Below are 26,225 nucleotides of genomic sequence, written 5' to 3' on the forward strand. Positions count from 1 at the left end.
ATTTCTTATGAATTGACAACGACCGGGCTGGCTCCGCGCCTGGCATTCAGGCCGTAATACAACAACCCGCCCAAGGCGGAGCCGGTAAACCAGCCGTAGCTGTAGAACCAGCTGAACGCATCACTGCCCAACGACAGCAACGTCAACACCACCGGCACGCCAAAGGCGATAAAGCCGCTCCAGTTCCACGCCGGGTACACGTCATCGCGGTACAAACCGGCCAGGTCCAGTTGCTGTTTGCGGGTGATGAAGTAGTCCACCACCATGATCCCGGCGATCGGGCCCAGCAGGCTTGAGTAGCCCAGCAACCAGTTGGAATAGACCGTTTCCAGGCTCACATCCGAGACGATCAGCCCGAGTTTTTTCAGCAGCTCATGGCCCATCAACGCCAGCCCGACCAGGCCGGTGAGGATCACCGCCGTGGTGCGGTTGATCAGCTTGGGCGCGATGTTCTGGAAGTCATTGGTGGGCGAGACGATGTTCGCAGCGGTGTTGGTGGACAAGGTCGCGACGATGATCAGTGCCATGGCCACGGCCACCCACACTGGGCTCTGGATATGCCCGATCAGGGTCACGGGATCAGACACGCTGACGCCCACCAGTTTCACCGAGGCGGCGGTCATGATCACGCCGAGGGCGGCGAACAGGAACATGGTCAGTGGCAGGCCGAAAATCTGCCCGAGGATCTGGTCCTTCTGGCTTTTGGCGTAGCGGCTGAAGTCGGGAATATTCAGCGACAAGGTGGCCCAGAAGCCCACCATCGCAGTCAGGCCGGCCATGAAGTAACCGGTAAGGCTCGCGCCCTCGGGACGCTTGGGCGGGATCGCCATCAGTTCGCTGAGCGACACATTCGGCATCGCCCACACCAGCAGGCCAATGCCCACCGCCACCAGCAAAGGCGCCGACAGGGTTTCCAGGCGCTTGATCGACTCGGCGCCCCGCAGCACCACCCACAAATTCAGGCACCAGAAAATCATGAAGCCGATCACTTCACCGGTGCCGCCGAGGGACTTCCATCCCTCGAAAATCGAGCCCAGGAACAGGTGAATCGCCAGCCCGCCAAACATCGTCTGGATCCCGAACCAGCCGCACGCCACCAGCGCGCGGATCAAACACGGCACGTTGGAGCCGAGGATGCCGAAGGACGAACGCAGCAACACCGGAAACGGAATGCCGTACTTGGTGCCGGGGAAGGCGTTGAGGGTCAGCGGGATCAGCACCACGATATTGGCGAGCAAAATCGCCATCAGCGCCTCCCCCACCGACAACCCGAAATACGCGGTGAGCACACCGCCCAGGGTGTAGGTCGGCACGCAGATCGACATGCCGACCCACAGCGCGGTGATGTGCCACTTGTTCCAGGTGCGTTCGTGCACCTTGGTCGGTGCCATGTCGTGGTTGTAGCGAGGACTGTCGAGGACGTCGGGGCCGGCGTCGAGTTCGTACAGGCCGTTGCGCTCAATGACTTGCGATCTGTTCTGTTGCATGGCCGCTCCACGGTTTTTTCGAATTATTGTTGCTCACCCCGCGCTGAACGCTGGGTGGCCGGAGTACCTCGTAAACAACATGACATCACGGGTCCGGCCAGCCGCCACTGCACTCAATAACCGTGCCGACAACCACCCTTTAACCCGCACCGCTTATATAACTCGCTGATGTTAATCAGCTTTCCGATTGTGCCTGCGGTACTTGCCGCGCTACTCAGGCTAAATAACGCGCCAGTTATCCGAACCGTCAGGACTCAATCTGGTGCACCACAATTATTTTTATTTACCGACCCCGTCAAGAGGCATGTCTCAAGCGTCTGATTTGCAATAAGAAATGTTGCTCATATTAAGAACCTGTCAAGTGCGTCAAAATGGTGAGAGACCGCTACATTTTGGTGATTTTGTATCTTTATCCTTATAAATCAATAGATTAAATACGATATATGCTTATAAAAAATCTTCTTGCTCTATCGAAAAACTCGGGCTAGTTTCTATTCCTGTCACCGATGACAGGAATTAACCAAACATCGGCGCGTAGCCATACAACACTTAGAACTGGCACAAGCCGGTCAAGCCTGTGAGGAACTCGACATGTCGCTGTTGATCCGTGGCGCCACCGTTATTACCCATGATGAAAGTTACCGCGCCGATGTTTTATGCGCAGGCGGTCTGATTCGCGCCATTGGCACGGACTTGGATATTCCCGCCGGCACTGAACAACTCGACGGCAGCGGCCAATATTTGATGCCCGGCGGCATCGACCCCCATACCCATATGCAACTGCCCTTCATGGGCACGGTGGCCAGTGAAGATTTTTTCAGCGGCACGGCGGCGGGTTTGGCGGGAGGCACCACCTCGATCATCGACTTCGTGATTCCCAACCCGCAGCAATCGTTGATGGAAGCGTTCCATCAGTGGCGTGGCTGGGCGCAAAAGTCTGCGTCCGACTACGGCTTTCATGTGGCAATTACCTGGTGGAGCGAACAGGTGCGCGAGGAAATGGCCGAGCTGGTCAGCCATCACGGCATCAACAGCTTCAAGCATTTCATGGCCTACAAGAACGCAATCATGGCGGCCGACGACACCCTGGTGGCCAGCTTCGAACGCTGCCTGGAACTCGGCGCCGTGCCCACCGTGCATGCGGAAAACGGCGAGTTGGTGTACCACCTGCAACGCAAGCTGATGGCCCAGGGCATCACCGGGCCGGAAGCGCACCCGCTGTCGCGCCCGTCCCAGGTGGAAGGCGAAGCGGCCAGCCGCGCCATTCGTATCGCCGAGACCATCGGCACGCCGCTGTACCTGGTGCACGTGTCTACCAAGGAGGCGCTGGATGAAATCACCTACGCCCGGGGCAAGGGCCAGGCGGTCTACGGCGAAGTGCTCGCCGGCCACCTGTTGCTGGACGACAGCGTCTACCAGCACCCCGACTGGCAAACCGCCGCCGGCTATGTGATGAGCCCGCCGTTCCGCCCGCGCGGGCATCAGGAAGCGCTGTGGCATGGCCTGCAATCCGGCAACCTGCACACCACCGCCACCGACCACTGCTGCTTCTGCGCCGAGCAAAAAGCCGCCGGGCGTGACGACTTCAGCAAGATCCCCAACGGCACCGCCGGTATCGAAGACCGCATGGCGCTGCTGTGGCACGAAGGGGTCAACACCGGGCGCCTGTCGATGCAGGAGTTCGTCGCGCTGACCTCCACCAACACCGCGAAGATCTTCAATCTCTACCCGCGCAAAGGCGCGATCCGCGTGGGTGCGGATGCCGACCTGGTGCTGTGGGATCCCGAAGGCACGCGGACCATTTCCGCCAAGACCCACCATCAGAAGGTCGACTTCAACATCTTCGAAGGCAAGACCGTGCGCGGCGTGCCGAGCCACACCATCAGCCAGGGCAAGCTGGTCTGGGCCGATGGCGACCTGCGCGCCGAGCGCGGGGCCGGGCGCTATGTGGAACGGCCGGCGTATCCGTCGGTGTTTGAGCAGTTGAGCAAGCGGGCGGAGCATTCCAGGCCGGTTGCTGTGAAGCGCTGAGACCGCCAGGCAACAAAAATGCCCACTTAGAGGCAATCCAAAAAAACCGTGAGGCCAACACCGTGATCCAGACCCTGACCCACCTCCCCCATCCCCATGAAGACGGCGCCACCCTCGCCAGCCACTTCACCGACCTGGCGCCGCCCCTCAACGCCCGCCAGGCCCAACTGGAAGCCTCGCGCTGCCTGTATTGCTACGACGCCCCTTGCGTGAACGCATGCCCCAGCGAAATCGACATCCCGTCGTTCATCCGCAATATCCACACCGACAACGTCCAGGGCGCCGCGCAGAAAATCCTCTCGGCCAACATCCTCGGCGGCAGTTGCGCGCGAGTTTGCCCGACGGAGATCCTCTGCCAGCAAGCCTGCGTGCGTAACAACGCCGAAGAATGCGCGCCGGTGCTGATCGGCCTGTTGCAGCGCTATGCGGTAGACAACGCACACTTCAGCGAACACCCGTTCCAGCGTGCCGCTCCCACCGGCAAACGCATCGCCGTGGTCGGCGCAGGTCCCGCAGGGCTGGCCTGTGCCCATCGTGCCGCCCTGCACGGGCATGACGTGGTGATCTTCGAAGCGCGGGAAAAAGCCGGCGGCCTGAATGAATACGGAATCGCCAAGTACAAGCTGGTGGACGACTTCGCCCAGAAGGAACTGGACTTCCTCCTGCAGATCGGCGGCATCGAAATCCGCCACGGCCAACGCCTGGGCGACAACCTGACCTTGAGCGAACTGCACCAGCAATTCGACTCGGTATTCCTCGGCCTGGGCCTGGCTGCGAGCAAGCAACTCGGCTTACCCCATGAGGACGCACCCGGCCTGCTCGCCGCCACCGACTATATCCGTGAACTGCGCCAGGCCGATGACCTGACCCAACTGCCCCTGGCCGACCGCTGCATCGTGCTCGGCGCCGGCAATACCGCCATCGACATGGCCGTGCAAATGGCCCGGCTCGGAGCACGCGACGTAAATCTCGTCTACCGCCGTGGCCTGTCCGACATGGGCGCCACCCAGCATGAGCAGGACATCGCCAAGGCCAACCAGGTGCGCCTGCTGACTTGGGCCCAACCCGAAGAAGTCCTGCTCGACGACCAGGGTCACGTACGCGGCATGCGCTTCGCCCGTACCCGCCTGGAAAACGGCCGCCTGCACCCCACCGGTGAGACCTTCGAACTGGCCGCCGATGCCATCTTCAAGGCCATCGGCCAGGGCTTCGATCACGACGCCTTGCACGATCCCCTGGCGCAACAGCTGCACCGCGTCGGCGAGCGTATTTTCGTCGACGAACAGCTGCGCACCAGCATCCCTGGGGTCTATGCCGGCGGCGACTGCGTCAGCCTCGGCCAGGACCTCACCGTGCAGGCGGTGCAACACGGCAAGCTGGCCGCCGAAGCCATGCACGCCCAACTCATGCTGAATGTGGAGGCTGCGTAATGGCCGATCTCTCGATTGTGTTCGCCGGTATCAAGGCCCCCAACCCGTTCTGGCTGGCCTCCGCGCCGCCCACCGACAAAGCCTACAACGTGGTCCGTGCGTTTGAAGCGGGCTGGGGCGGCGTGGTGTGGAAGACCCTGGGTGAAGACCCGGCGGCGGTCAACGTGTCATCCCGGTACTCGGCGCACTACGGCGCCAACCGTGAAGTGCTGGGCATCAACAATATCGAGCTGATCACCGACCGTTCCCTGGAGATCAACCTGCGGGAAATCACCCAGGTGAAAAAGGATTGGCCCGACCGCGCGCTGATCGTGTCGCTGATGGTGCCCTGCGTTGAGGAATCCTGGAAAAACATCCTGCCCCTGGTGGAAGCCACCGGCTGCGACGGCATTGAGCTGAACTTCGGTTGCCCCCACGGCATGCCCGAACGCGGCATGGGCGCAGCGGTGGGCCAGGTGCCGGAGTACGTGGAACAGGTGACGCGCTGGTGCAAGACCTATTGCTCGCTGCCGGTGATCGTCAAGCTCACGCCGAATATCACCGACATCCGTGTGGCCGCGCGGGCAGCGTATCGCGGCGGTGCGGACGCGGTGTCGCTGATCAACACCATCAACTCCATCACCAGCGTGGACCTGGAACGCATGGTCGCCCTGCCGATGGTCGGCACCCAGAGCACCCACGGCGGCTACTGCGGCTCGGCGGTCAAGCCGATTGCCCTGAACATGGTCGCCGAAATCGCCCGCGACCCACAGACCCAGGGCCTGCCGATCTGCGGGATCGGCGGCATTGGCAACTGGCGCGACGCCGCGGAATTCGTCGCCCTCGGTTGCGGCGCAGTGCAGGTGTGCACGGCGGCGATGCTGCATGGTTTTCGCATCGTGGAAGAGATGAAGGATGGGCTGTCACGGTGGATGGACAGTCAGGGCTACCAGAGCTTGCAGGAATTTTCCGGGCGCGCGGTGGGCAACACCACGGACTGGAAGTATCTGGACATCAACTACCAGGTAATCGCCAAGATCGACCAAGAGGCGTGCATTGGCTGTGGGCGTTGCCATATTGCCTGTGAAGACACCTCGCACCAGGCCATCGCCAGCCTGAAACAGGCGGACGGCACGCATAAATACGAAGTGATCGATGATGAGTGCGTGGGCTGCAACCTGTGCCAGATCACCTGCCCGGTGGCGGATTGCATCGAGATGGTGCCCATCGACACGGGCAAGCCGTTTTTGAATTGGACGCAGGATCCGAGGAATCCTTACCGGGAGGCGGTGTAGGCCTTTAGGCCGCTATCGGGGGCTTGCCCCCGATAGCGGCCCTCAGCCCCACCACAACAATCAAGGCTCCAACCCAATCCCGCGCAAAATCACACTGGTCACCGTCTGGATCGCCTTCTCGAACTGCATATCCGACAACGGCTGGTGATCATTCAGAATCTTCACCTGGTGATCAAAGTCGGCATAGTGCTGGGTCGACGCCCAGATCATGTACAGCAGGCTCGACGGTTCCACCGGCAGGATGCGTTTGTCTTCCACCCACTGGCGAATTTTCGCTTCCTTCATCTTGGCCCAGTCGTACAGGCTCTCATCCAGGGCCTCACCCAGTGTCGGCGCGCCGTGGATGATCTCGTTGGCCCAGACCTTGGAACCATAGGGCCGCGTGCGCGAGCGTTGCATCTTGGCGCGGATGTAACTGCTGAGCACCACACGGGGGTCATCGAAGGTCTCGAAGCTGAGGGCGTCCTGCTTCCACACTTCCAGCAGGTCGAACAGCACCGCGCTGTACAGCTCGCTCTTGGTGGTGAAGTAGTAATGCAGGTTGGAGCGCGGCAGTTGCACTTCTTCGGCAATATCGGCCATGGCGGTGCTGCCGTAGCCCTTTTCAGCGAAGATTTTCTCCGCCGCCAGCAGGATTTTTTCGACGTTGACCCGGCGAATTCCGCTCTTGTGATTGCCCATAAGGGCTCCCTGACAAAGACATGACCCAAAGACTACCACCGCTCTAGATCGGGGCGACAGGCGCAGTCGAAACTTCGTACACTGCCCGCTCCTAACCATTGATGGGTATCGCACAATGTTGATCAAGAAAACCCTGACCACTGTCGCCCTGCTCGCCTCGCTGCTGGGTGCCTCCGCAGCATTTGCCCATGCTCATCTCAAAAGCGCCACGCCTGCGGCAGACAGCAGCGTCGCCGCGCCTGCCGATCTGCGCCTGACCTTCAGCGAAGGCGTCGAAGCCACCTTCACCAAGGTGTCCTTGAGCAAGGACGGCACCGAAATCGCCATCAAAGGCCTGGAAACCCCGGACGCCGACAAGAAAACCCTGGTGGTGACGCCAGCCGCGCCGCTCGCGGCCGGTAATTACAAAGTGGTGTGGAATGCGGTGTCGGTCGACACCCATAAAAGCAACGGCGAATACAGCTTCAAGGTCGGCCAATAACCCATGGCAACGCTGCTGGTGCTGTGCCGGTTCGTGCATTTCATCGTCGTGCTGTTGATGTTCGGGGCCTGGGTGTTCAGGCCCTGGCTTCTGGGCGCTGCACCGCAGCCCATGTTGGACCGGCAATTGTTGCGTATCACCCGTGGGCTGGCAGGGACGGCCCTCGCGTCGGGGGTGATCTGGTTGGGATTGATTACCGCCAGCATGGCCGGCTCATGGCCGGCAGCGCTGGAACTCTCGACCGTGCAACAGGTGCTGGGCAAGACCTTTTTTGGCCAAGTGTGGACCTGGCACCTGCTGCTCAACCTGTTGCTGGTGATCGTCCTGATCAAGCCCTGGCCCGCCTTGCGCCTGCCGTTGCTCGCGCTGTTGCTGGCAACCCTGGCGCCCGTTGGTCATGGTGCGATGCTCGATGGGCTCAGCGGACAACTGCTGATCCTCAATCAAGTGGTGCACCTGGCATGTGTCGGTGCATGGCTGGGTGGATTGTTGTTGCTGGTGTTGATCCTCAGGCAATCGCCGCGTCCGGCGTTGGAGCCGATCCTGCGGCGCTTCAGCGGTGTGGGCTATGGCCTTGTTGCCGGGCTGCTGGTCACGGGCTTGATCAACGTACGCGTGCTTACCGGCCAACTGTGGCCCACGCCGCTGTTCAGTGGGTTTGCGCTGATTCTGTTGATCAAGGTGATGCTGGTGCTGGGCATGTTGGCCTTGGCGCTGCTGAACCGATTACGCCTTGATCGCTGCGAACAGCGACCGGGCAGCTTGAAGGCCAGCGTAATGGTGGAGTGGCTGCTGGGTATTTGCGCAGTCGCCGCCGTGTCCCTGCTGGGCACCTTGCCACCGATGGTCCTGGCGGACTGAATGTGCCCGCCTTCACTTAGTCATCGTATAACTTATTGTTGACAAGCCACGAAAACCCCGCAAATATCCGCCCCAATGTTGTACGACGACGTATAACAAATAATAAAAACAACAAATGAAGGGAGCGTCACTGTGAGTCAATTCGCCCGTAATTCCTCGTCGTGTATCGGCCTTATCGGTCTCACCAGCCTGGCCCTCACCCTGCCCCTCGTCGCCCACGCCGAAGGTTTTGTCGACGACGCCAAGGCCACGCTCAACCTGCGCAACGCCTACTTCAACCGCAACTTCACCAACCCGAGCAACCCTCAGGGCAAGGCCGAAGAGTGGACGCAGAGTTTTATTCTCGACGCCAAGTCCGGCTTCACCCAGGGCACCGTGGGGTTCGGCATTGATGTGCTGGGGCTGTATTCACAGAAGCTCGATGGCGGCAAAGGCACCGGCGGTACTCAGTTGCTGCCGATCCACGATGACGGCCGCCCCGCTGACAATTTCGGACGCCTGGGCGTGGCGCTGAAAACCAGACTGTCGAAGACCGAATTGAAGGTCGGCGAATGGATGCCGGTGCTGCCGATCCTGCGCTCCGACGATGGCCGCTCGCTGCCCCAGACCTTTCGTGGCGGCCAGGTGACGTCCAACGAAATCGCCGGCCTGACCCTCTACGGCGGCCAGTTTCGCGGCAACAGCCCGCGCAACGACGCGAGCATGGAAGACATGTTCATGAACGGCAAAGCCGCGTTCACCTCTGACCGCTTCAACTTCGGCGGCGGCGAATACACCTTCAACGACAAGCGCACCCAGGTCGGCGTGTGGTACGCCGAGTTGACCGATATCTACCAGCAGCAGTACCTCAACCTGACCCACAGCCAGCCCGTGGGCGACTGGACCCTGGGCGCCAACCTGGGTTTCTTCAACGGCAAGGAAGACGGCAGCGCCCTGGCCGGCGACCTCGACAACAAAACCGTGTTCGCCCTGCTCTCGGCCAAATACGGCGGCAACACTTTCTACGTTGGCTTGCAGAAACTCACCGGCGACAGCGTGTGGATGCGCGTCAACGGCACCAGTGGCGGCACCCTGGCCAACGACAGCTACAACGCCAGCTACGACAACGCCAAGGAAAAATCCTGGCAGGTGCGGCATGACTTCAACTTCGTCGTACTCGGTGTGCCAGGGCTGACCATGATGAACCGCTATATCAGCGGCAGTAACGTGCACACCGGGGCGATCACCGATGGCAAGGAATGGGGGCGCGAATCGGAGTTGGCCTACACCGTGCAGAGCGGTGCGTTGAAGAACCTGAACGTTAAGTGGCGTAATTCCACCATGCGTCGGGATTTCAGCAACAACGAGTTCGACGAAAACCGGATCTTTATCAGCTATCCAATCTCCCTGCTGTAGAACCTAGTCTCCCAGCCCCAGAAAATCCCCTGTGGGAGGGGGCTTGCTCCCGATGGCGGTGGGTCAGTAACAGATGCATTCACTGGCACGCCCTCATCGAGGGCAAGCCCCCTCCCACAGTTTGAATCTCACTCGTCTGGAAGAACGTTGACAACCTGGGGAATCCCTAACAATACTTCGGCATAGTCATACGACAACCTACAACAAAAATTTGGAATCCCCATGACCACGACCACCCCCACTCCCTTCAACCGCCTGCTGCTCACCGGTGCCGCCGGCGGCCTCGGCAAAGTCCTGCGCGAACGCCTGCGTCCTTACGCCCAGGTACTGCGCCTGTCGGACATCGCCAGCATGGCCCCGCCGGTGGATGCCTCGGAAGAAGTCCAGCCCTGCGACCTCGCCGACAAACAAGCCGTGCACCACCTGGTGGAGGGCGTCGACGCTATCCTGCACTTCGGCGGTGTATCGGTGGAGCGTCCGTTTGAAGAAATCCTCGGCGCGAATATCAGCGGCACCTTCCATATCTACGAAGCCGCGCGCCGCCACGGGGTAAAGCGCGTGATCTTTGCCAGCTCCAACCATGTGATCGGTTTCTATAAGCAGACCGAAACCATCGACGCCCATTCCCCACGCCGCCCCGACAGTTACTACGGGCTGTCCAAGTCCTACGGCGAAGACATGGCGAGTTTCTACTTCGACCGCTACGGCATCGAGACCGTGAGCATCCGTATCGGCTCCTCGTTCCCGGAACCGCAGAACCGCCGGATGATGCACACCTGGCTGAGCTTCGACGACCTGACCCAACTGCTCGAACGCGCGCTGTATACGCCGAACGTCGGCCACACCGTGGTCTACGGCATGTCGGATAACCTCGACACCTGGTGGGACAACCGCTACGCCGCGCACCTGGGCTACGCCCCGAAAGACAGCTCCGAAGTCTTCCGCGCCCAGGTCGAAACCCAGCCACCCGTGGCCGCCGATGACCCCGCCAAGGTCTATCAGGGCGGTGCGTTCTGCGCTGCCGGGCCATTCGGTGACTGAGTTCACACCAACCCAAGGGAATGAGTTGCCATGACTGCTGAATTGATCGTCGACGCCCGCAATGCCGTGGGCGAATGCCCGGTATGGGTGCCCGAAGAAAACGCCCTGTACTGGGTGGACATCCCCAACGGCGGCCTGCAACGCTGGAGCGCCGCCACCGGCCACGTTGCCGCCTGGAAAGCCCCGCAGATGCTCGCCTGCATTGCCCGCACCACGGCGGGCAACTGGGTCGCCGGGATGGAAACTGGTTTCTTCCAACTCACGCCGCACAACGACGGCAGCCTCGATACCACGCCGTTGGCCAGCGTCGAGCACCCACGCCCGGACATGCGCCTGAACGACGGCCGCTGTGATCGCCAAGGGCGTTTCTGGGCCGGTAGCATGGTGCTGAACATGGGGGCGAATGCGGCCGAAGGCATCCTCTATCGCTATGCATCGGGTTCAGCGCCCCATGCCCAGCTCGACGGTTTTATCACCCTGAACGGCCTGGCCTTCAGCCCCGATGGCCGCACGATGTACGCCTCGGATTCGCACCCGCTGGTCCAGCAGATCTGGACCTTCGACTACGACATCGACACCGGCACGCCGTCCAATCGCCGCGTGTTCGTCGATATGCACCAGCACCTCGGCCGTCCCGATGGCGCCGCCGTAGACGCCGATGGCTGCTACTGGATCTGCGCCAACGACGCCGGCCTGATCCACCGCTTCACCCCCGAGGGGCGCCTGGACCGCTCCCTCACCGTACCGGTGAAAAAACCCACCATGTGCGCCTTCGGCGGCAGCCGCCTGGACACCCTGTTCGTCACCTCGATCCGTGACGACCAGAGTGAACAGTCAGTGTCCGGCGGCGTGTTCGCCCTCAACCCCGGCGTCCAAGGACTGCCTGAACCGACGTTCACCCTCTAGCTGCATCGCTGTGCCTTGAATACAACAATAACAACACAGGAGTGACCTCCCATGGACTTCAAACGCACCTTGCTCGCCGCCGCAGTCTTTACCCTCAGCAGCGCCGCCCACGCGCTGGAAATCAAATTTGCCGACATCCACCCCGCGGGCTACCCCACCGTTGTCGCCGAAGAAAACATGGGCAAGGCCCTGACCAAGGAAAGCAACGGCGAACTGACCTTCAAGTACTTCCCAGGCGGCGTGCTGGGCTCCGAGAAGGAAGTGGTCGAACAGGCCCAGGTCGGCGCCGTGCAGATGACGCGCGTCAGCCTCGGCATCGTCGGGCCGGTGGTGCCGGACGTGAACGTGTTCAACCTGCCGTTCGTGTTCCGCGACCAGGCGCATATGCGCAAGGTCATCGATGGCGAGATCGGCGATGAGATCCTCGCCAAGATCACCGACTCCGAGTTCGGCCTGGTGGCCCTGGCCTGGATGGACGGCGGCACGCGCAACCTCTACACCAAGAAGCCGGTGCGCAAGATCGAAGACCTCAAGGGCATGAAGATCCGTGTGCAAGGCAACCCGCTGTTCATCGATGCCTTCAACGCGATGGGCGCCAACGGCATTGCCATGGACACCGGCGAGATCTTCAGCGCCCTGCAGACCGGGGTGATCGACGGCGCGGAGAACAACCCGCCGACCCTGCTCGAACACAACCACTTCCAGAACGCCAAGTACTACACCCTCACCGAGCACCTGATCCTGCCTGAGCCCATCGTGATGTCGAAAATCACCTGGAACAAGCTCACCCCGGCGCAACAGGTCATGGTCAAAAACGCCGCCAAGGCCGCCCAGGCCGATGAGCGCGCGCTGTGGGATGCCAAGTCCGCCAGCAGTGAGGAAAAACTCAAAAAGGCCGGTGTCGAGTTCATCACCGTCGACAAAAAGCCCTTCTATGACGCCACCGCAGCGGTTCGCGCCAAGTACGGCGCGCCTTACGCCGACATCATCGCGCGCATCGACGCCGTTCAATAACTTCTCCAGCCTCTCGAAAAGGCCCGGCGCGGTCTGCACCGACGCGCCCGGTTACGGTGAACGCCATGAAGAATCTGCTGCTGCGCATCAACGACCGCATCTACATGACCTGCATCTGGGTCGCCGGCCTCTCGGTTCTCGGCGTCGCACTGATCATCCCCTGGGGCATCTTCGCCCGCTACGTCCTCGGCACCGGCTCCAGTTGGCCGGAACCCACCGCCATCCTGCTGATGCTGGTGTTCACCTTTATCGGCGCCGCCGCCAGCTACCGCGCCGGCGCGCATATGTCAGTGGCCATGATCACGGACCGCCTGCCGCCCGCCCAGCGCCGCATCGTCGGCATCTTTTCACAATTGCTCATGGCGACCATCTGCCTGTTCATGGCCATCTGGGGCACCAAGCTGTGCCTGTCGACCTGGAACCAGTTCATGAGCGCCATCCCGACCCTGCGCGTGGGCATCACCTATATGCCGATCCCGATCGGCGGCGTGCTGACCCTGGTGTTCGTGCTGGAGAAACTCCTGCTCGGTGACCAGAGCAACCGGCGCGTAGTGCGCTTCGACCTGGTGGAAGAAAGCGAAGGGGCTGCCTGATATGGACGCATTGATTCTGTTGGGCAGCTTTATCGCGTTGATCCTGATCGGCATGCCGGTGGCCCACGCGCTCGGGCTTGCCGCGTTGATTGGCGCGTGGTGGATCGACATCCCGTTCCAGGCCCTGATGATTCAGGTTGCAGGCGGGGTGAACAAGTTTTCGCTGATGGCGATTCCGTTCTTCGTGCTCGCGGGGGCGATCATGGCCGAGGGCGGCATGTCGCGCCGGCTGGTGGCGTTTGCCGGGGTGCTGGTGGGGTTTGTGCGCGGCGGCCTGTCCCTGGTGAACATCATGGCCTCGACGTTTTTCGGCGCCATCTCCGGCTCATCCGTAGCCGACACCGCCTCGGTGGGCTCGGTGCTGATCCCGGAAATGGAGCGGCGCGGGTATCCCCGGGAGTTCGCCACGGCGGTGACCATCAGCGGCTCGGTACAGGCGCTGCTGACCCCGCCCAGTCATAACTCGGTGCTCTACTCCCTGGCGGCCGGCGGCACCGTTTCAATCGCCTCGCTGTTCATGGCCGGCGTGGTGCCTGGGTTGTTGATGAGCGCGTGCCTGATGGTGCTGTGCCTGATCTTCGCGAAGAAACGCGACTACCCCAAGGGCGAAGTGATCCCGCTCAAGCAAGCGCTGAAAATCTGCGCCGACGCGCTGTGGGGCCTGATGGCCATGGTGATCATCCTCGGCGGCATCCTGTCGGGCATTTTCACTGCCACCGAGTCCGCCGCGATTGCCGTGCTGTGGGCGTTCTTCGTGACCATGTTCATCTACCGCGACTACAAATGGAGCGAGCTGCCCAAGCTGATGCACCGCACGGTGCGCACCATTTCCATCGTGATGATCCTGATCGCCTTCGCCGCCAGCTTCGGCTACATCATGACCCTGATGCAGATCCCGGCGAAGATCACCACCCTGTTCCTGACCCTGTCGGACAACCGCTACGTGATCCTGATGTGCATCAACGCCATGCTGCTGTTGCTCGGCACAGTGATGGACATGGCGCCGCTGATCCTGATCCTCACGCCGATCCTGCTGCCGGTAGTGCTCGGTATCGGCGTCGACCCGGTGCACTTTGGCATGATCATGCTGGTCAACCTCGGCATTGGCTTGATTACGCCGCCGGTGGGTGCGGTGCTGTTCGTGGGCGCGGCGGTGGGCAAGGTGAGTATCGAGAAGACCGTGAAGGCGCTGCTGCCGTTTTATGGCGTGCTGTTCCTGGTGCTGATGGCGGTGACGTACATTCCGGCGCTGTCGCTATGGCTGCCAAGCGTGGTGTTGTGATGATGATTGAACTTGAAGACAACCTGACCCACCTCACCCTGAACCCGGCCGTGGGCGGCAGCCTCGTCAACTGGACGGTGCGCGCTACCGGCCAGCCGCTGCTGCGCCATAACGACGAGCAGGCGGTCCATACTGGTTTGCCGGGCAAGCTGGGGTGCTATCCGTTGGTGCCCTGGTCCAACCGCATTGCCCACGGCGGTTTTGACAACCCCGACGGTTGGCTCGCACTCACGCCCAACAGCCTGACCGATCCGCTGCCGATCCATGGCTCGGCCTGGCAACAGGCGTGGCAGGTGGTCAGCCACACGGCGGATGAAGTGGTGCTGGAGGTGCTGTGTGACACGCCGTTTGCCTATCGCGCCGAGCAGCGGATTCGCTTGAGCGACGGGGTCTTGCGTATCGAGTTGCGGGTAACGCACCTGGCCGAAACAGCCGCATGGCATGGCGTGGGCTTGCATCCGTACTTTCCGCGCCGGCCGGGTACCCGGTTGCAGGCCAAGGCCGCACAGGTGTGGATGAGTGATGCGTCCAAGCTGCCGACCGGGTTGGCGCCGGTGCCGGGCGAGTGGGACTTCCAGGTATTGAATACCCTGCCCGAAGGCCTGGTGGACAACGGGTTTTGCCAGTGGGATGGACATTGTCGGATCGAACAGCCGGACCTGGGCTATGCGCTGGAATGCCAGGCCAGCGGGGCCGATTACTTCCTGCTGTACTGCCCACCGGGGCTGGGGTTCTTTTGCATCGAGCCGGTGAGTCATCCGGTGAATGCTCATCACCTGGCGGGACGGCCGGGCCTGAAACTGCTGGAACACAATCAGTCGGTCCAACTCAATTTCAACCTGAAATACACCCCCTTGTAGGAGCGAGCTTGCTCGCGAAAAACCTCAGGGCAACGCGGGGCAGCAGGCGCCCCGCGTTATCGTTGACGATCTTCGCGAGCAAGCTCGCGCCTACAGGGATCAGCGCCATGCTCACGGTGGAGAGTTTTTCAGCCGCCCAGCCGTGTCGATACTCACCACTACCGACAACCCCGGCCGCAACCGTTCACTCTCAGCCTGATCCGGGTCCACCGTAATCCTTACCGGCACGCGCTGGGCAATCTTCACAAAGTTGCCCGTCGCGTTGTCCGCCTGCAACAGGCTGAACTCTGAGCCCGTGGCCGGGGAAATATGCTGCACCGTGCCGTGAAACCTGCGGTGGTTCAGCGCATCCACGGTGAAGGTCACCGGCTGGCCGACCTGCACATTGTCCATCTGGGTTTCCTTCATGTTGGCGATCACCCACAGCTGCTTCGGCACCAGTGCCATCAACTGCGCGCCGGAGTTGACGTAGGCCCCCAGACGCACGCCAATCTGCCCCAGCTGCCCATCACGCGGCGCCGTAATGCGGGTGTTGGACAGGTCGATACGCGCCAACTCCACTGCCGCCTCGGCACTCGCGACCGCCGCTTCCAGGGAACCGCGATTGACGATCACCGTTTGCAAATCCTGCCGCGCAATTTCCAGGCTGGCCTGGGCCTGGGCCACCGCCGCGATGGTCTGCGCATTGGCGGCGCGGGTCACGTCCAGCTCGCGCTTGGACACCGAACCGTCGCTGATCAACTCTTCGTTGCGGCGCAGGTCGGCGGTGCTTTTGCGCGCCTGGGCCTGGCTGTCCACCAGTGCGGCCTGGCGCAGCTTGATCGTCGCTTCGGCACTGTTGCGTTGCTGCACCACATTGGCCAGCGAGGCCTTCTGCACCGCCAATTGCGCCAGCGCCTGGTCGAGGCGTTGCTTGTAGATGCGGTCATCCAGCCGCACCAGCAGGTCGCCGGCCTTGACGTACTGGAAATCCTGCACCGGCACCTCGAACACATAGCCGCTCAGCTGCGGCCCGATGATGGTCACCTGGCCACGCACCAAGGCGTTCTCGGTGGTTTCCACCGCGCTGCTGAACGGCGGCAATTGCCAGGCATACAGCACGATCAGCACCCCGACGATGGCAATCGCGGCAAAGCCCAGGGACGAGAGGATGCGCACGCGCAATGAGCGCGGCTCGGTGACCGTGGCGCCGGGCGGCGTGGTGCCTTCCGGGGTGGCGGCGATGGCGTTGGTGGTCGTGGTGGTCGGTTCGGTCATGAAGTAGCGCCGCTGGGTTGAACGGGAGTGGCTGCTTTAGTGGTGCTCATCAGCCACAGACTGCGGATAAAGATCCAGATCATGGTCAGGATCGCGACAATCGCGATCAGCATGAACACATCGTTGTAGGCCATGACATTCGCCTCACGGGTCGCCGCCGTGGCCAGGCTGCGGATGCCCATGAGGTTACGCAGTTCCGGGTCGGCGACGATACCGCCATAGGCCGACCCGCCGCTCTGTACCCGCGCGGCCACACGCGGGTCGAGCAGGGTCAGGTGCTCGACGATCATGCTGGAGTGATACTTCTCGCGCACGATCTGGAACGTACCGAGCAAGGCCGCGCCGATCAGGCCGCCGAGGTTCTGGCAAATCCCGAACATCACCGAAAAGCTCACCAGGTTACGGGGGTTGGCCAGCACGTTTTTGGTCCCCAGCACCATGGTCGGCCCCAGAAAGAACGTACCGCCGAAGCCTAGCAGGAACTGGCTGATGTACAGGTTCTGCGGGCGCGTGAGGTTGCTGGAGAAACTGTCCATCACCGAGCCGGTCGCCATCAGCGCCAGGGAAATCACCAGCGGCATCAGCAGGTGCGCCGGGTTGATCGTCAGCGCACTGACCACCAACCCGGCGATCGCACCCGCCAGCATCACCACGTACAGCGTGTGCATCTGCTGGTAGCTCATGTTCAACATCTGCATGAACCCGACAGCGCCGGTGGACTGCTCCGACAGCACCATGCGAATCAGGATCACCGCCAGCGCCAGGCGAATCATGGTGCCGCTGCCCAGCCAGCGCGTCATCAGCAGCGGGTTGGCGCGGTTATGCTCAATGGCCAGGCCGGCCATGATCAGCACCAGGGAACAGGCCGAGGCCACGCCGATCCACGGCGCTTCCAGCCACCAGTCGATACGCCCCAGGGACAGCACCGCGCACAGCAGGGCCACACCGCTGGCGAGGATGGCGAAGGTGAGGAAATCGAGTTTTTCAAAGGTCTTGAAGCGGTCGCCAGGGGGCAGCTTGAGCAGGAACACACAGCCCAGGCAGATCAGCGCCATGCCCAGTTCGAACAGGTACAAACCACGCCACTCGGCAATTTGCAGCAGGTCTTCGGAGAACAGTCGCGCCAGCGGCAAGGCCAACTGCGCCGTGCCCAACCCCAGCACCAGGGATTTCAACCGCCACTTCGCCGGGAACGCCTGGATCATGTAGTACAAGCCCAACGAACTGAGCGCCGCGCCGACCATGCCATGGGCCGCCCGTACGGCGATGGCCGAGTTGAGGTCGTTGACGAACAAGTGGCCGAAGGTCACCAGCGCATAGAGCACCAGGAACACCTCGGTAAACGCCCGCAGGCCGAATTGCTGGCGAAACTTCACCAGCAGCAGGTTCATGCACACGTTGGTCATCACATAGGCGGCGGGCAGCCAGGCCATTTCTGCGGTGGTCGCACCGAGGGCGCCTTGCAGGTATTGCAGGTTGGCGATCACCAGCGCGTTGCCCAGGCCACCGGTGATTGCCACCAGCACGCCCACCAGCGCATACAGCCAGCGCTTGTGGGTGGGGTGCCACGGCGTCGACGGCGAACCGGGCAGGCTCGGGCGCTCGTGGGGTTCCCAGGTGTGGGGGGTGTATTTATCCATTCGATGACCTAGATGACCCGACGGGTGACGTCGGTAAAACCATTACTCAGAGTAGTAAACCTGAGCGGGGTTCATCTTGCCATCCTGGGCGCATCGGTGAGCGCCCATCTTGCCCCTCATGCGCTGCTTTCTTTACTCGATGGCAGGGATGCCATTATCTCAGCGCGGCACGTTTCCAATATTTCATCCGCGAGGGGTGAGTCATCCGGACACGCCCGTGACAGCATGACCGCACCGATTGCATGGGCCAGCAGGTCGATCATCTTCGCGCGGGCCTCTTGCCTGGCGACATCCATTCCCGCCGTGTACTTGTCCTCAAGCGCCGCCAGCGTGTTTTCAACGCCACTGGCAAAGGTCGCCTTCAGATCATCTGACTGACGGGCGGCGTCACCACACAGGGCTGCCAGGGTGCACCCCTCTCCCCTGCCGTCTCTGTGATCCCTGGACACGTACAGGTTCACAAAACCCGGCACGTCGAGATCGCACGTACTCGACAGGGATTTTGCCAGGCTATTTTCGGCCGCTTCAGCCATCAAGTCGGCCTTGGAGCCGAAGTGCTTGTAGAAGCCTCCCTGGGTAAAACCGGCGGTAGCCATGAGCTCGGCCACACCCACACCGTCATAGCCACGCTCACGAAACAGCTCTGACGCCGTCTCCACAATATGAGCTCGATTGGCGAGTGATTGCGTCTTGGTGATCTTCATTTCGCGCCCCTGGGACCTCTGAACAATGGCCTGACTATACTCTGATGTCGGTCATAATCAAAACTGTTGACAGCTTTGATTATGACCGACATCATAAAACCACCAGCGCATGTCTCTGCGGCTGTGCGGCGCGGATCGCCGTCTCTGATCATCCTGAACCATCAAGAGCATCTACTTATGAGCACCCCAGAAACCGTACTGATTACCGGCGCCTCAACAGGCATCGGCGCGACCTACGCCGAGCGTTTTGCCCAACGTGGGCACAACCTGGTGCTGGTAGCCCGCGATAAAGGCCGGCTGGACGCACTGGCCTCCCGGCTGCGTGATAAACACGCGGTTTCCATTGATGTGATCCAAGCCGACCTGACTCACACCAGCGATCTGATCACCGTCGAAGCTCGCCTGCGTGATGACGCCAGTATCGGCATCCTTGTGAACAACGCGGGCGCCGCCCTCTCCGGCAACTTCATCGAGCAATCCATCGACAGCGTTACCAACCTGGTCGCGCTCAACACCACCGCCTTGGTGCGACTTGCCAGCGCCATCGCTCCACGCCTGGCACACGCCGGTAACGGCGCGATTATCAACATTGGCTCGGTGGTGGGGCTGGCACCGGAATTCGGCATGAGCGTCTACGGTGCGACCAAAGCGTTTGTGCTGTTTCTATCCCAAGGACTGAGCCTTGAGCTCTCACCCAAAGGCGTCTACGTGCAAGCTGTCCTGCCAGCCGCCACCCGCACGGAAATCTGGGATCGCGCAGGCATCGACATCAATACCCTGAGCGAAATCATGAGCGTGGACGAACTGGTCGATGCGGCGCTGGTCGGTTTTGATCGTCGCGAGCCGGTGACCATTCCGCCATTGCAGGACGCCGCGCGCTGGGATGCTCTGCAGGCCGCCCGCCAAGGTTTGCTCTCAGAGATTCGCCAATCGGTCGTCGCCGAGCGTTATCAAGCCCAGGCGTGATCGTCACGCGAACCATGAGAACTGAACGATGAAAGCCTTTTTGATCGACCGTTACGGCAAGAATCACGGACGTCTTGCCGAGGTACCAGACCCGGAACCGGGCATCAACGACGTCCTGGTCAAGGTGCACGCCAGCAGCGTCAACCTGCTGGATTCGAAGATCAGCAAAGGTGAATTCAAACTGATCCTGCCCTACACATTCCCGCTGATCATGGGTAACGACGTGGCTGGCGTCGTCGTTCGCGTGGGGTCAGGCGTGCGCACCTTCAAACCCGGTGATGAGGTCTATGCCCGCCCACCCCAGGCGCGCATCGGTGGCTTTGCCGAGCTGATCGCGATCGAGGAGAGTGCCGTCGCGCTGAAACCCAAAAACACCAGCATGGAACAAGCCGCTGCCCTGCCCCTGGTCGCACTGACGGCCTGGCAGGTGCTGGTTGAAACAGCCCGCGTGAAGAAGGGGCAAAAAGTCTTTATCCACGCTGGCTCCGGTGGCGTTGGCAGCATTGCCATCCAGCTTGCAAAACACCTGGGCGCTTTTGTTGCCACCACGACCAGCACCCATAACGTGGAGTGGGTCAAGGCGTTGGGAGCAGACGTCGTCATCGACTACACACAGCAAAACGTCGAAGACGTGTTGCGCGACTACGACGTCGTATTGAACAGCCTCGGCCCTGCCGAACTGGAAAAATCCCTGCGCATTCTCAAGCCGGGTGGGCAGCTCATCTCCATCTCAGGTCCACCCACCGCTGAGTTCGCACACGAGCAAAAGCTGTTCTGGGGACTCGGTTGGATCATGCGCCTGTTAAGCAGCGGCATACGCAGAAAAGCCCGCAAGCAGGGCATCGACTATGCATTTGTGTTCATGCGTGCGAGCGGTGCGCAATTGCAGAAAATCACTGAGCTTGTCGAGTCCGGCGCTATCACACCGGTGATCGACCGAACCTTCCCTTTCGAGGCAACGGCTGAGGCATTGAGCTACGTCGAGCGGGGCAGAGCCAAGGGAAAGGTGGTCATCAAGATCCTATGACCCAGCACGCACTCAACAACCGGCGGAACATCAAATGAAAACACCTTCCGAAAAAACCGCGATAGTCACCGGTGCCTCATCCGGTATTGGTCAAGCAACTGCTGAAGCATTGGCGCGTGCAGGGTATAGGGTATTTGGCACGAGTCGGAAGGCGGGGGCCAGCTCAACGCCGGTGTCCATGCTCACCTGCGACGTGACAGACGACGCCTCTGTCAGTGCGCTCGTCTCCACCGTGCTCGCACAGACCGGGCGGATCGATCTGCTGGTCAATAATGCCGGCATCGGCCTGCTGGGCGGCGCTGAAGAATTCTCGCTCCCACAGGTACAGGCACTGTTCGACGTCAATCTGTTCGGCGTCATCCGCATGACCAATGCGGTACTCCCGGCAATGCGAGAGCGTGGCCAGGGGCGCATCATCAATATCGGATCGATTCTAGGGGTAGTCCCCGCGCCCTACTCCGCTCATTATTCGGCGGTCAAGCACGCGCTGGAAGGCTATTCCGAATCCCTTGACCACGAGGTGCGTGCCTTCAATATTCGCGTCTCTGTCATCGAGCCCGCATTCGTGCGTACCGTCTTCGATCAAAACGGTATTGAGCCAGACTCGCCGCTGAAGACCTACGATCAACCCCGAGCCGGATTCAAGGCACTGCTGGCCGAGGTGGTGCCGAAAGCCGACCGACCAGACGTCGTCGCGACAGTCGTGGTCAAAGCCGCGACCGACATCCACCCTCAGCCTCGCTACACGGCTGGCAAGGCCGCACGACAAATCAGCCTGCTGCGCCGCTTCGCCCCTGCGGGGTTCTTCGACAAGGCCTTGCGTAAGCAATTTCGCCTGCCGGTTTGAATCACAAGAGGTGCAGACTTGTGGCGAGCGGGGTTCCAGTTTGCCGTGCGACAGCGCTAAGTCGGAGAGTCAGCGGCCTCCCACATTGGACCTCATGTGCATCCAGAAGCACATTCCAAATCAGATCCAGCCCAACCAACTCCAATAAGTCGCCGCAAACACCAACATCAACCCATACCCGATCAACGTCACCAAAATCCCCACCTTGGCAAACTGCCGCGCCGTAAACGTCCCGGTCCCCAAACACACCATGTTCTGCGGCGCATTGATCGGCAGGATAAACCCGTAGCTCATTACAAACCCCAGCAGCATGGTCATGCCCAACCGGTTGAACTCCCCGGGCAAGGTCTGCAACACCGCAATCAAGATCGGCAACAGCGCCGAGGTCAGCGCCGTGGCGCTGGCAAAGCCCAGGTGGATCACTATCAAAAACGCCCCCAGGATCGCAAACACCCCCAACGGCCCGACCTGATCCAGGCCGGTGTGCGCCACCACTTGGGAGCCCAGCCATTGCCCGGCCTGGGTAGTCAGCAGCGCGGTACCGAGGCTGATGCCCACGCCAAACACAATCACCGTGCCCCATGGAATGCGCGACTGCACATCCTTCCAGGTCATCACCCCAATGCCCGGCAGCAGCAGGAACACCAGCCCGGCGTAGGTGGTCGAGGTGGTGTCGAAAGGGTGCAGGCGCCCTTCCGTCGCCCATGCCAACAGCAACAACACCGACACCGTCAGCAAGCGTTTCTGCGGGCCGGTCATCGGGCCGATGTCCACCAGGGACTGGGCCACGGCCTCCTTGCCACCGGGGATGCTGTCGGTTTCCGGCGGCAGCAGCTTGATCACCAGGAACAGCAACACCGCCGACATGATCACCGCCCACGGCGCGCCAGCGATCAGCCAGTCGATCCACGACACGCGCTGACCGAGCATCTTGTCCATAAAGCCCACGGTCAGCAGGTTTTGCGCGGCGGCGGTCTGGATGCCGACGTTCCAGATGCTGGTGCCCTGGGCCACCACGATCATCAGGCCGGCGGCGATGTTGGAGCGCTTGTCCACGCCAAACGCGGCGACCACGCCCATCATGATCGGCACCACACAGGCGCTGCGCGCAGTGGCGCTGGGCACCACGAGGCTGAGCAGGATCGTCACCGCAATCGCCCCCAGCAGAATGCCGCGGGTGCTGGTGCCGACGCGGGTCAGAGTCACCAGGGCGATGCGCCGGTCCAGGCCGGTGTGGGTCATGGCCGCCGCAATGAACAACGCGCCCGCCACCAGCGCCAGTGCCGGGTTGGAAAAACCGGTGAGCGCCATGCTGATGGCCGGGCTGGAGCCGATCAGGTGCGTGGGGTCTTGCAGCGACGGCGCCGTGCCGAGCAAAAACGCCATGAGCGAGGTGATCATGATCGCGCTGGCCTCATAGGACACCGCCTCGGTGATCCACACCACCACGGCAAACGCGAGGATCGCCAGCATGCGCTGCCCGGCCACCGGCAGGTCGGCGGGCAGCGGCAACAGCAGCACCCCGACCATCACCAACACGCCGATCACCAGGCCCAGGGGCAACTTGAAGGATGCTGCGGTTGTTGCGGGGGCGTTCATGGCGGGCTCCGTCGGGCTCTGAATCAGGCCCACAGCATGGGGCAAAGCGCCGCAACGGGTGTTGACGGGTATCAAGTCCCTAGGTCAATAACTGACTCAATACCGCCCGCAACTTGCCGGGCTTGAGCGGTTTGTTCAGCAACGGCGCGTCCAGGCGGCGCAGCGCGCGGCGGCACTGGTCGGTGCGGTCGGCGGTGATGATCACGGCAGGGATGTTCTGCGCGAAATGCTCGCGCAGGTGCTTGACCACCGCGCAGCCCACCACGCCATGGTCGAGGTGGTAGTCGGCGAGGATCAACTCCGGCGCCCTGCCCTGCAACGCCAGCAACGCGCCGGCCTGGTCGGTGGCGGTGATCACCTCACAGCCCCACTGCGCCAGCAGCGCGCGCATGCTGTCGAGGATGCTCACCTCGTTGTCGATCACCAGCAAACGCCGCCCCGGCAGCGGGTTGCCCGTGGTCGGTAGCACCGGCAGTTGGCTGATCGCCAGGGGCATCTCTTCGCTGATGGGCACCTCGATACTGAACATCGAGCCACGCCCCGGCCACGACCGCACCGCCACCGGATAGCCGAGGATTTCGGCAATGCGCTCGACAATCGCCAGTCCCAACCCCACGCCTTTGCGGTCGGAGGCACGGCCGACGTCGAGCTGGTTGAACTCAAGGAAGATCGCCTCCAGCCGGTCGGCCGCGATGCCACGCCCGGTATCCCACACCTCCAGGCGCAGGCGATCGCCACGGCGGCGCGCGCCGAGCAGGATGCAGCCCTCGTCGGTGTAGCGGCAGGCATTGCTGAGAAAGTTGCGCAGAATCCGCGTCACCAGACGCAAGTCGGTGCGAATCGCATAATGGCCGGTACGCGCGCGCAGGTTCAGCCCGGCCGCCAGCGCCACCGACTGGAACTCCGAGACCAACGGCGCAAACAGCTCATCCAGGCGATACAACGCCACGTCCGGCTTGACCGCCGCCTGGTCGAGCCGCGAAATATCCAGCAGGTCGGTGAGCAAATCCTCGGCGCCTTCCAGGGCCTGGTGCGTACGCTCCACCAGCACCTGCTCAACGCTGGGCAAGTTGCGTTCACGCAGGGTCGAGATCAGCAACCGCGCCGCGTTAAGCGGTTGCAGCAGGTCATGGCTGGCGGCGGCGAGGTATTTGTCCTTGCTGCGGTTGGCAGCCTCGGCGGCGTCGCGCGCATCGCGCAGCTCCTGCTCGACCTGCTCACGCTGGGCGATCTGCTGTTGCAGGTTGTGGTTGGCTTCCAGCAGTTCATCGGTGCGCGCCGCCACCCGCTGTTCCAGCTCATCGTTGAGACGGATATAACGGTTGCGCTCGGCCTCCAGCTCATCAAGGCGCGCGGTGAGTTCCGGGTAGTGACTCTTGCGCGCCGAATGATTGCCCAGGCCCAACAGCCCGGCCAGGGCCTGTTGCTGGTCGTCAGAGCGCTTCGCCATACACCACCTCGACATCACGCTGGCTCGACTCGCGCGGGTTAGTGAGGATGCACGGGTCGTGCATCGCATGCTGGGACAGGAACGGAATATCCGCCACGCGCACCCCATGCAAGCCGAGGGTTTCGTGGAAGCCGATGGCGTGCTTCAGCGCAATCAGATGCTCCACCAGCCGCCCGCGAATCTGCCGATGGTTGAGCCCCCGGCAGTCAATGCCAAAGGTCTCGGCAATCACCTTGAAGCGCTCCGGCGCCGAGTTGTAGTTGAACGCCACCACGTGCTCCACCAACACTGCGTTGCACAAGCCATGGGGCAGGTCGAGAAACCCGCCGAGGCTGTGGGACATGGCATGCACCGCGCCGAGGATCGCATTGGAAAACGCCAGGCCGGCCTGCATGCTGCCGAGCATGATCTTCTCGCGCAGGGCAATGTCACCGGGGTTGGCGATCATCTGCACCAGGTTACCGTTGATCAGGCGCATGGCTTCCAGCGCATGGGGGTCGGTCAGCGGGCCGTGGCCGGTGGACACGAACGCCTCAATGGCATGCACCAGCGCATCGATGCCGGTACAGGCGGACAGGAACGGGTCCATGCTCGCCGTGGTTTCCGGGTCGATCAGCGACACATCCGGCACCACCGCCTTGCTGACGATGGAGAACTTCATGCGTTCCTGCTGGTTGGAAATGATCACGAACTGCGAGACATCCGCCGACGTGCCGGCGGTGGTGGGGATCAGGATCAACGGCGGGCTCGGCACACGGATGGTGTCCACGCCCTCGAACTCAAGAATGCTGCGCCCATGGGCGACCACAATGCCGATGGCCTTGCCGCAGTCCATGGGGCTGCCGCCGCCGATGGCCACGATCACATCGCAATGGTTTTCCCGATACACCTCGGCACCGAGCATCACTTCCTCGACACGCGGATTAGGCGACACGGCGCTGTACAGGCAATAGTCGATGCCGATGGCCTGCAGGCTGGCTTCCACATCCGCGACCCAACCGGCGGCGATCACCCCGGGGTCGCTGACCACCAGCACCTTGCGCGCACCAAAGGTCTTGGCGTAGTTACCGACGTTGTGCCGGCAGCCGGCACCGAAGATGATTTCAGGCGAGACGAATTTACGCAGGAGGCTCAGATTGGGGCTCATTGGAAAGCCTGTTGTTATTATTTTTGGGAGATGCGCTTCACACTAACCCATTCGGGAGCGAATGCAATCAGACCAAAGGGTCATTCCCAATACGGCACCGGCCAGCGCGAGGCTGGCCGGAGATGGATCAGCGGCTGGCGAAGTACATGGTCACTTCGAAGCCGATACGCAGGTCGGTGAAGGCGGGTTTGGTCCACATGGGGAGAGTCCTCTTGTTGTGCCGGAAGATTCCGGTAAGGGCATTAATGCATG

General features: G+C 61.8%; 24 protein-coding genes. 15 read left to right on the top strand and 9 right to left on the bottom strand.

The genetic code is table 11. The features are described from left to right. Positions 1-5 precede the first annotated feature (5 nt). Positions 6-1,487, bottom strand: coding sequence for an NCS1 family nucleobase:cation symporter-1 (locus AD670_RS24740; RefSeq protein WP_053138496.1), 1,482 nt, complete (start codon positions 1,485-1,487; stop codon positions 6-8). 591 nt (positions 1,488-2,078) lie between these two features. Between AD670_RS24740 and hydA the strand changes: the two genes are divergently transcribed. The 3 genes from hydA to preA all read left to right on the top strand — a co-directional run bounded on the left by hydA (position 2,079) and on the right by preA (position 6,222). Continuing rightward, positions 2,079-3,518 (top strand): dihydropyrimidinase, encoded by a 1,440-nt coding sequence (gene hydA / locus AD670_RS24745; protein ID WP_053138499.1) that lies wholly within the window; start codon positions 2,079-2,081, stop codon positions 3,516-3,518. 62 nt (positions 3,519-3,580) lie between these two features. Beyond that, entirely contained in the window at positions 3,581-4,948 is a 1,368-nt protein-coding gene (locus AD670_RS24750; protein WP_053138502.1) for an NAD(P)-dependent oxidoreductase, read from the top strand. Further along, the gene (gene preA / locus AD670_RS24755; protein WP_053138505.1) at positions 4,948-6,222 is read left to right on the top strand and encodes an NAD-dependent dihydropyrimidine dehydrogenase subunit PreA; all 1,275 of its coding nucleotides are present in this window, start codon (positions 4,948-4,950) and stop codon (positions 6,220-6,222) included. Before AD670_RS24750 ends, preA begins: the two co-directional genes overlap by 1 nt. A 60-nt stretch (positions 6,223-6,282) precedes the next feature. Here preA and AD670_RS24760 read toward each other — a convergent pair whose 3' ends face one another. Next, a complete protein-coding gene (locus tag AD670_RS24760) occupies positions 6,283-6,903 on the bottom strand; it encodes a TetR/AcrR family transcriptional regulator (protein ID WP_027606227.1) in 621 nt (206 codons plus the stop codon). 115 nt (positions 6,904-7,018) lie between these two features. On the opposite strand from AD670_RS24760, the gene copC reads away from it, so the two are divergent. From copC to AD670_RS24805, 9 genes are all read left to right on the top strand, one after another. Further along, positions 7,019-7,384: a copper homeostasis periplasmic binding protein CopC gene (gene copC / locus AD670_RS24765; protein ID WP_053138508.1), complete on the top strand. Its 366-nt coding sequence runs from the start codon at positions 7,019-7,021 to the stop codon at positions 7,382-7,384. Between the two features lie 3 nt (positions 7,385-7,387). Beyond that, a complete protein-coding gene (copD, locus tag AD670_RS24770) occupies positions 7,388-8,245 on the top strand; it encodes a copper homeostasis membrane protein CopD (RefSeq protein ID WP_053138511.1) in 858 nt (285 codons plus the stop codon). Between the two features lie 132 nt (positions 8,246-8,377). Next, entirely contained in the window at positions 8,378-9,640 is a 1,263-nt protein-coding gene (locus AD670_RS24775; RefSeq protein WP_053138513.1) for an OprD family porin, read from the top strand. Positions 9,641-9,862: 222 nt separating this feature from the next. Further along, positions 9,863-10,681, top strand: coding sequence for an NAD(P)-dependent oxidoreductase (locus AD670_RS24780; RefSeq protein ID WP_053138515.1), 819 nt, complete (start codon positions 9,863-9,865; stop codon positions 10,679-10,681). A 30-nt stretch (positions 10,682-10,711) separates the two neighbouring features. Beyond that, on the top strand, positions 10,712-11,587 hold the full coding sequence (locus AD670_RS24785) for an SMP-30/gluconolactonase/LRE family protein (protein WP_053138518.1): 876 nt from the start codon (positions 10,712-10,714) through the stop codon (positions 11,585-11,587). A 51-nt stretch (positions 11,588-11,638) separates the two neighbouring features. Beyond that, positions 11,639-12,601 carry a TRAP transporter substrate-binding protein gene (locus AD670_RS24790; RefSeq protein WP_053138521.1) on the top strand — a complete coding sequence of 321 codons (963 nt, stop codon included), beginning with the start codon at positions 11,639-11,641 and terminating at the stop codon, positions 12,599-12,601. A gap of 65 nt (positions 12,602-12,666) precedes the next feature. Further along, complete coding sequence (locus AD670_RS24795; RefSeq protein WP_053138524.1) at positions 12,667-13,194, top strand: TRAP transporter small permease; 528 nt, start codon at positions 12,667-12,669, stop codon at positions 13,192-13,194. 1 nt (position 13,195) lies between these two features. Further along, entirely contained in the window at positions 13,196-14,476 is a 1,281-nt protein-coding gene (locus AD670_RS24800; RefSeq protein ID WP_053138526.1) for a TRAP transporter large permease, read from the top strand. Next, positions 14,476-15,336, top strand: a complete 861-nt coding sequence (locus AD670_RS24805; RefSeq protein ID WP_371263196.1) for an aldose 1-epimerase — start codon at positions 14,476-14,478, stop codon at positions 15,334-15,336. The genes AD670_RS24800 and AD670_RS24805 overlap by 1 nt, the downstream gene beginning before the upstream one ends. A 111-nt stretch (positions 15,337-15,447) precedes the next feature. Here the strand turns inward: AD670_RS24805 and AD670_RS24810 are convergent, their stop codons facing one another. From AD670_RS24810 to AD670_RS24820, 3 genes are all read right to left on the bottom strand, one after another. Next, positions 15,448-16,593 carry an HlyD family secretion protein gene (locus AD670_RS24810; RefSeq protein ID WP_053138529.1) on the bottom strand — a complete coding sequence of 382 codons (1,146 nt, stop codon included), beginning with the start codon at positions 16,591-16,593 and terminating at the stop codon, positions 15,448-15,450. Further along, positions 16,590-18,233 (bottom strand): MFS transporter, encoded by a 1,644-nt coding sequence (locus AD670_RS24815; protein WP_053138532.1) that lies wholly within the window; start codon positions 18,231-18,233, stop codon positions 16,590-16,592. Before AD670_RS24815 ends, AD670_RS24810 begins: the two co-directional genes overlap by 4 nt. Positions 18,234-18,349: 116 nt before the next feature. Beyond that, a complete protein-coding gene (locus AD670_RS24820; protein WP_053138535.1) occupies positions 18,350-18,937 on the bottom strand; it encodes a TetR/AcrR family transcriptional regulator in 588 nt (195 codons plus the stop codon). A 177-nt stretch (positions 18,938-19,114) separates the two neighbouring features. On the opposite strand from AD670_RS24820, the gene AD670_RS24825 reads away from it, so the two are divergent. Genes AD670_RS24825 through AD670_RS24835 form a run of 3 tightly spaced genes read left to right on the top strand, consistent with a single transcriptional unit; the run spans position 19,115 to position 21,777 of the window. After that, positions 19,115-19,903 (top strand): SDR family oxidoreductase, encoded by a 789-nt coding sequence (locus AD670_RS24825; RefSeq protein WP_053138538.1) that lies wholly within the window; start codon positions 19,115-19,117, stop codon positions 19,901-19,903. Positions 19,904-19,931: 28 nt separating this feature from the next. After that, a complete protein-coding gene (locus tag AD670_RS24830; protein WP_053138543.1) occupies positions 19,932-20,930 on the top strand; it encodes an NADP-dependent oxidoreductase in 999 nt (332 codons plus the stop codon). Positions 20,931-20,964: 34 nt separating this feature from the next. Then, positions 20,965-21,777, top strand: a complete 813-nt coding sequence (locus AD670_RS24835) for an oxidoreductase (RefSeq protein WP_053138546.1) — start codon at positions 20,965-20,967, stop codon at positions 21,775-21,777. A gap of 120 nt (positions 21,778-21,897) precedes the next feature. Here the strand turns inward: AD670_RS24835 and AD670_RS24840 are convergent, their stop codons facing one another. From AD670_RS24840 to pqqA, 4 genes are all read right to left on the bottom strand, one after another. Continuing rightward, positions 21,898-23,376: a DASS family sodium-coupled anion symporter gene (locus tag AD670_RS24840; RefSeq protein WP_027606213.1), complete on the bottom strand. Its 1,479-nt coding sequence runs from the start codon at positions 23,374-23,376 to the stop codon at positions 21,898-21,900. Positions 23,377-23,455: 79 nt separating this feature from the next. Further along, positions 23,456-24,826: a hybrid sensor histidine kinase/response regulator gene (locus AD670_RS24845; protein ID WP_053138551.1), complete on the bottom strand. Its 1,371-nt coding sequence runs from the start codon at positions 24,824-24,826 to the stop codon at positions 23,456-23,458. Further along, positions 24,810-25,973 carry an alcohol dehydrogenase-like regulatory protein ErcA gene (gene ercA, locus AD670_RS24850; protein WP_053138554.1) on the bottom strand — a complete coding sequence of 388 codons (1,164 nt, stop codon included), beginning with the start codon at positions 25,971-25,973 and terminating at the stop codon, positions 24,810-24,812. Before ercA ends, AD670_RS24845 begins: the two co-directional genes overlap by 17 nt. Before the next feature lie 127 nt (positions 25,974-26,100). Further along, positions 26,101-26,172 (bottom strand): pyrroloquinoline quinone precursor peptide PqqA, encoded by a 72-nt coding sequence (pqqA, locus tag AD670_RS31200; protein ID WP_010209364.1) that lies wholly within the window; start codon positions 26,170-26,172, stop codon positions 26,101-26,103. Positions 26,173-26,225: the final 53 nt, after the last annotated feature.

This window comes from Pseudomonas sp. MIACH (genome assembly GCF_001269925.1).
Taxonomy (GTDB): Bacteria; Pseudomonadota; Gammaproteobacteria; order Pseudomonadales; family Pseudomonadaceae; genus Aquipseudomonas.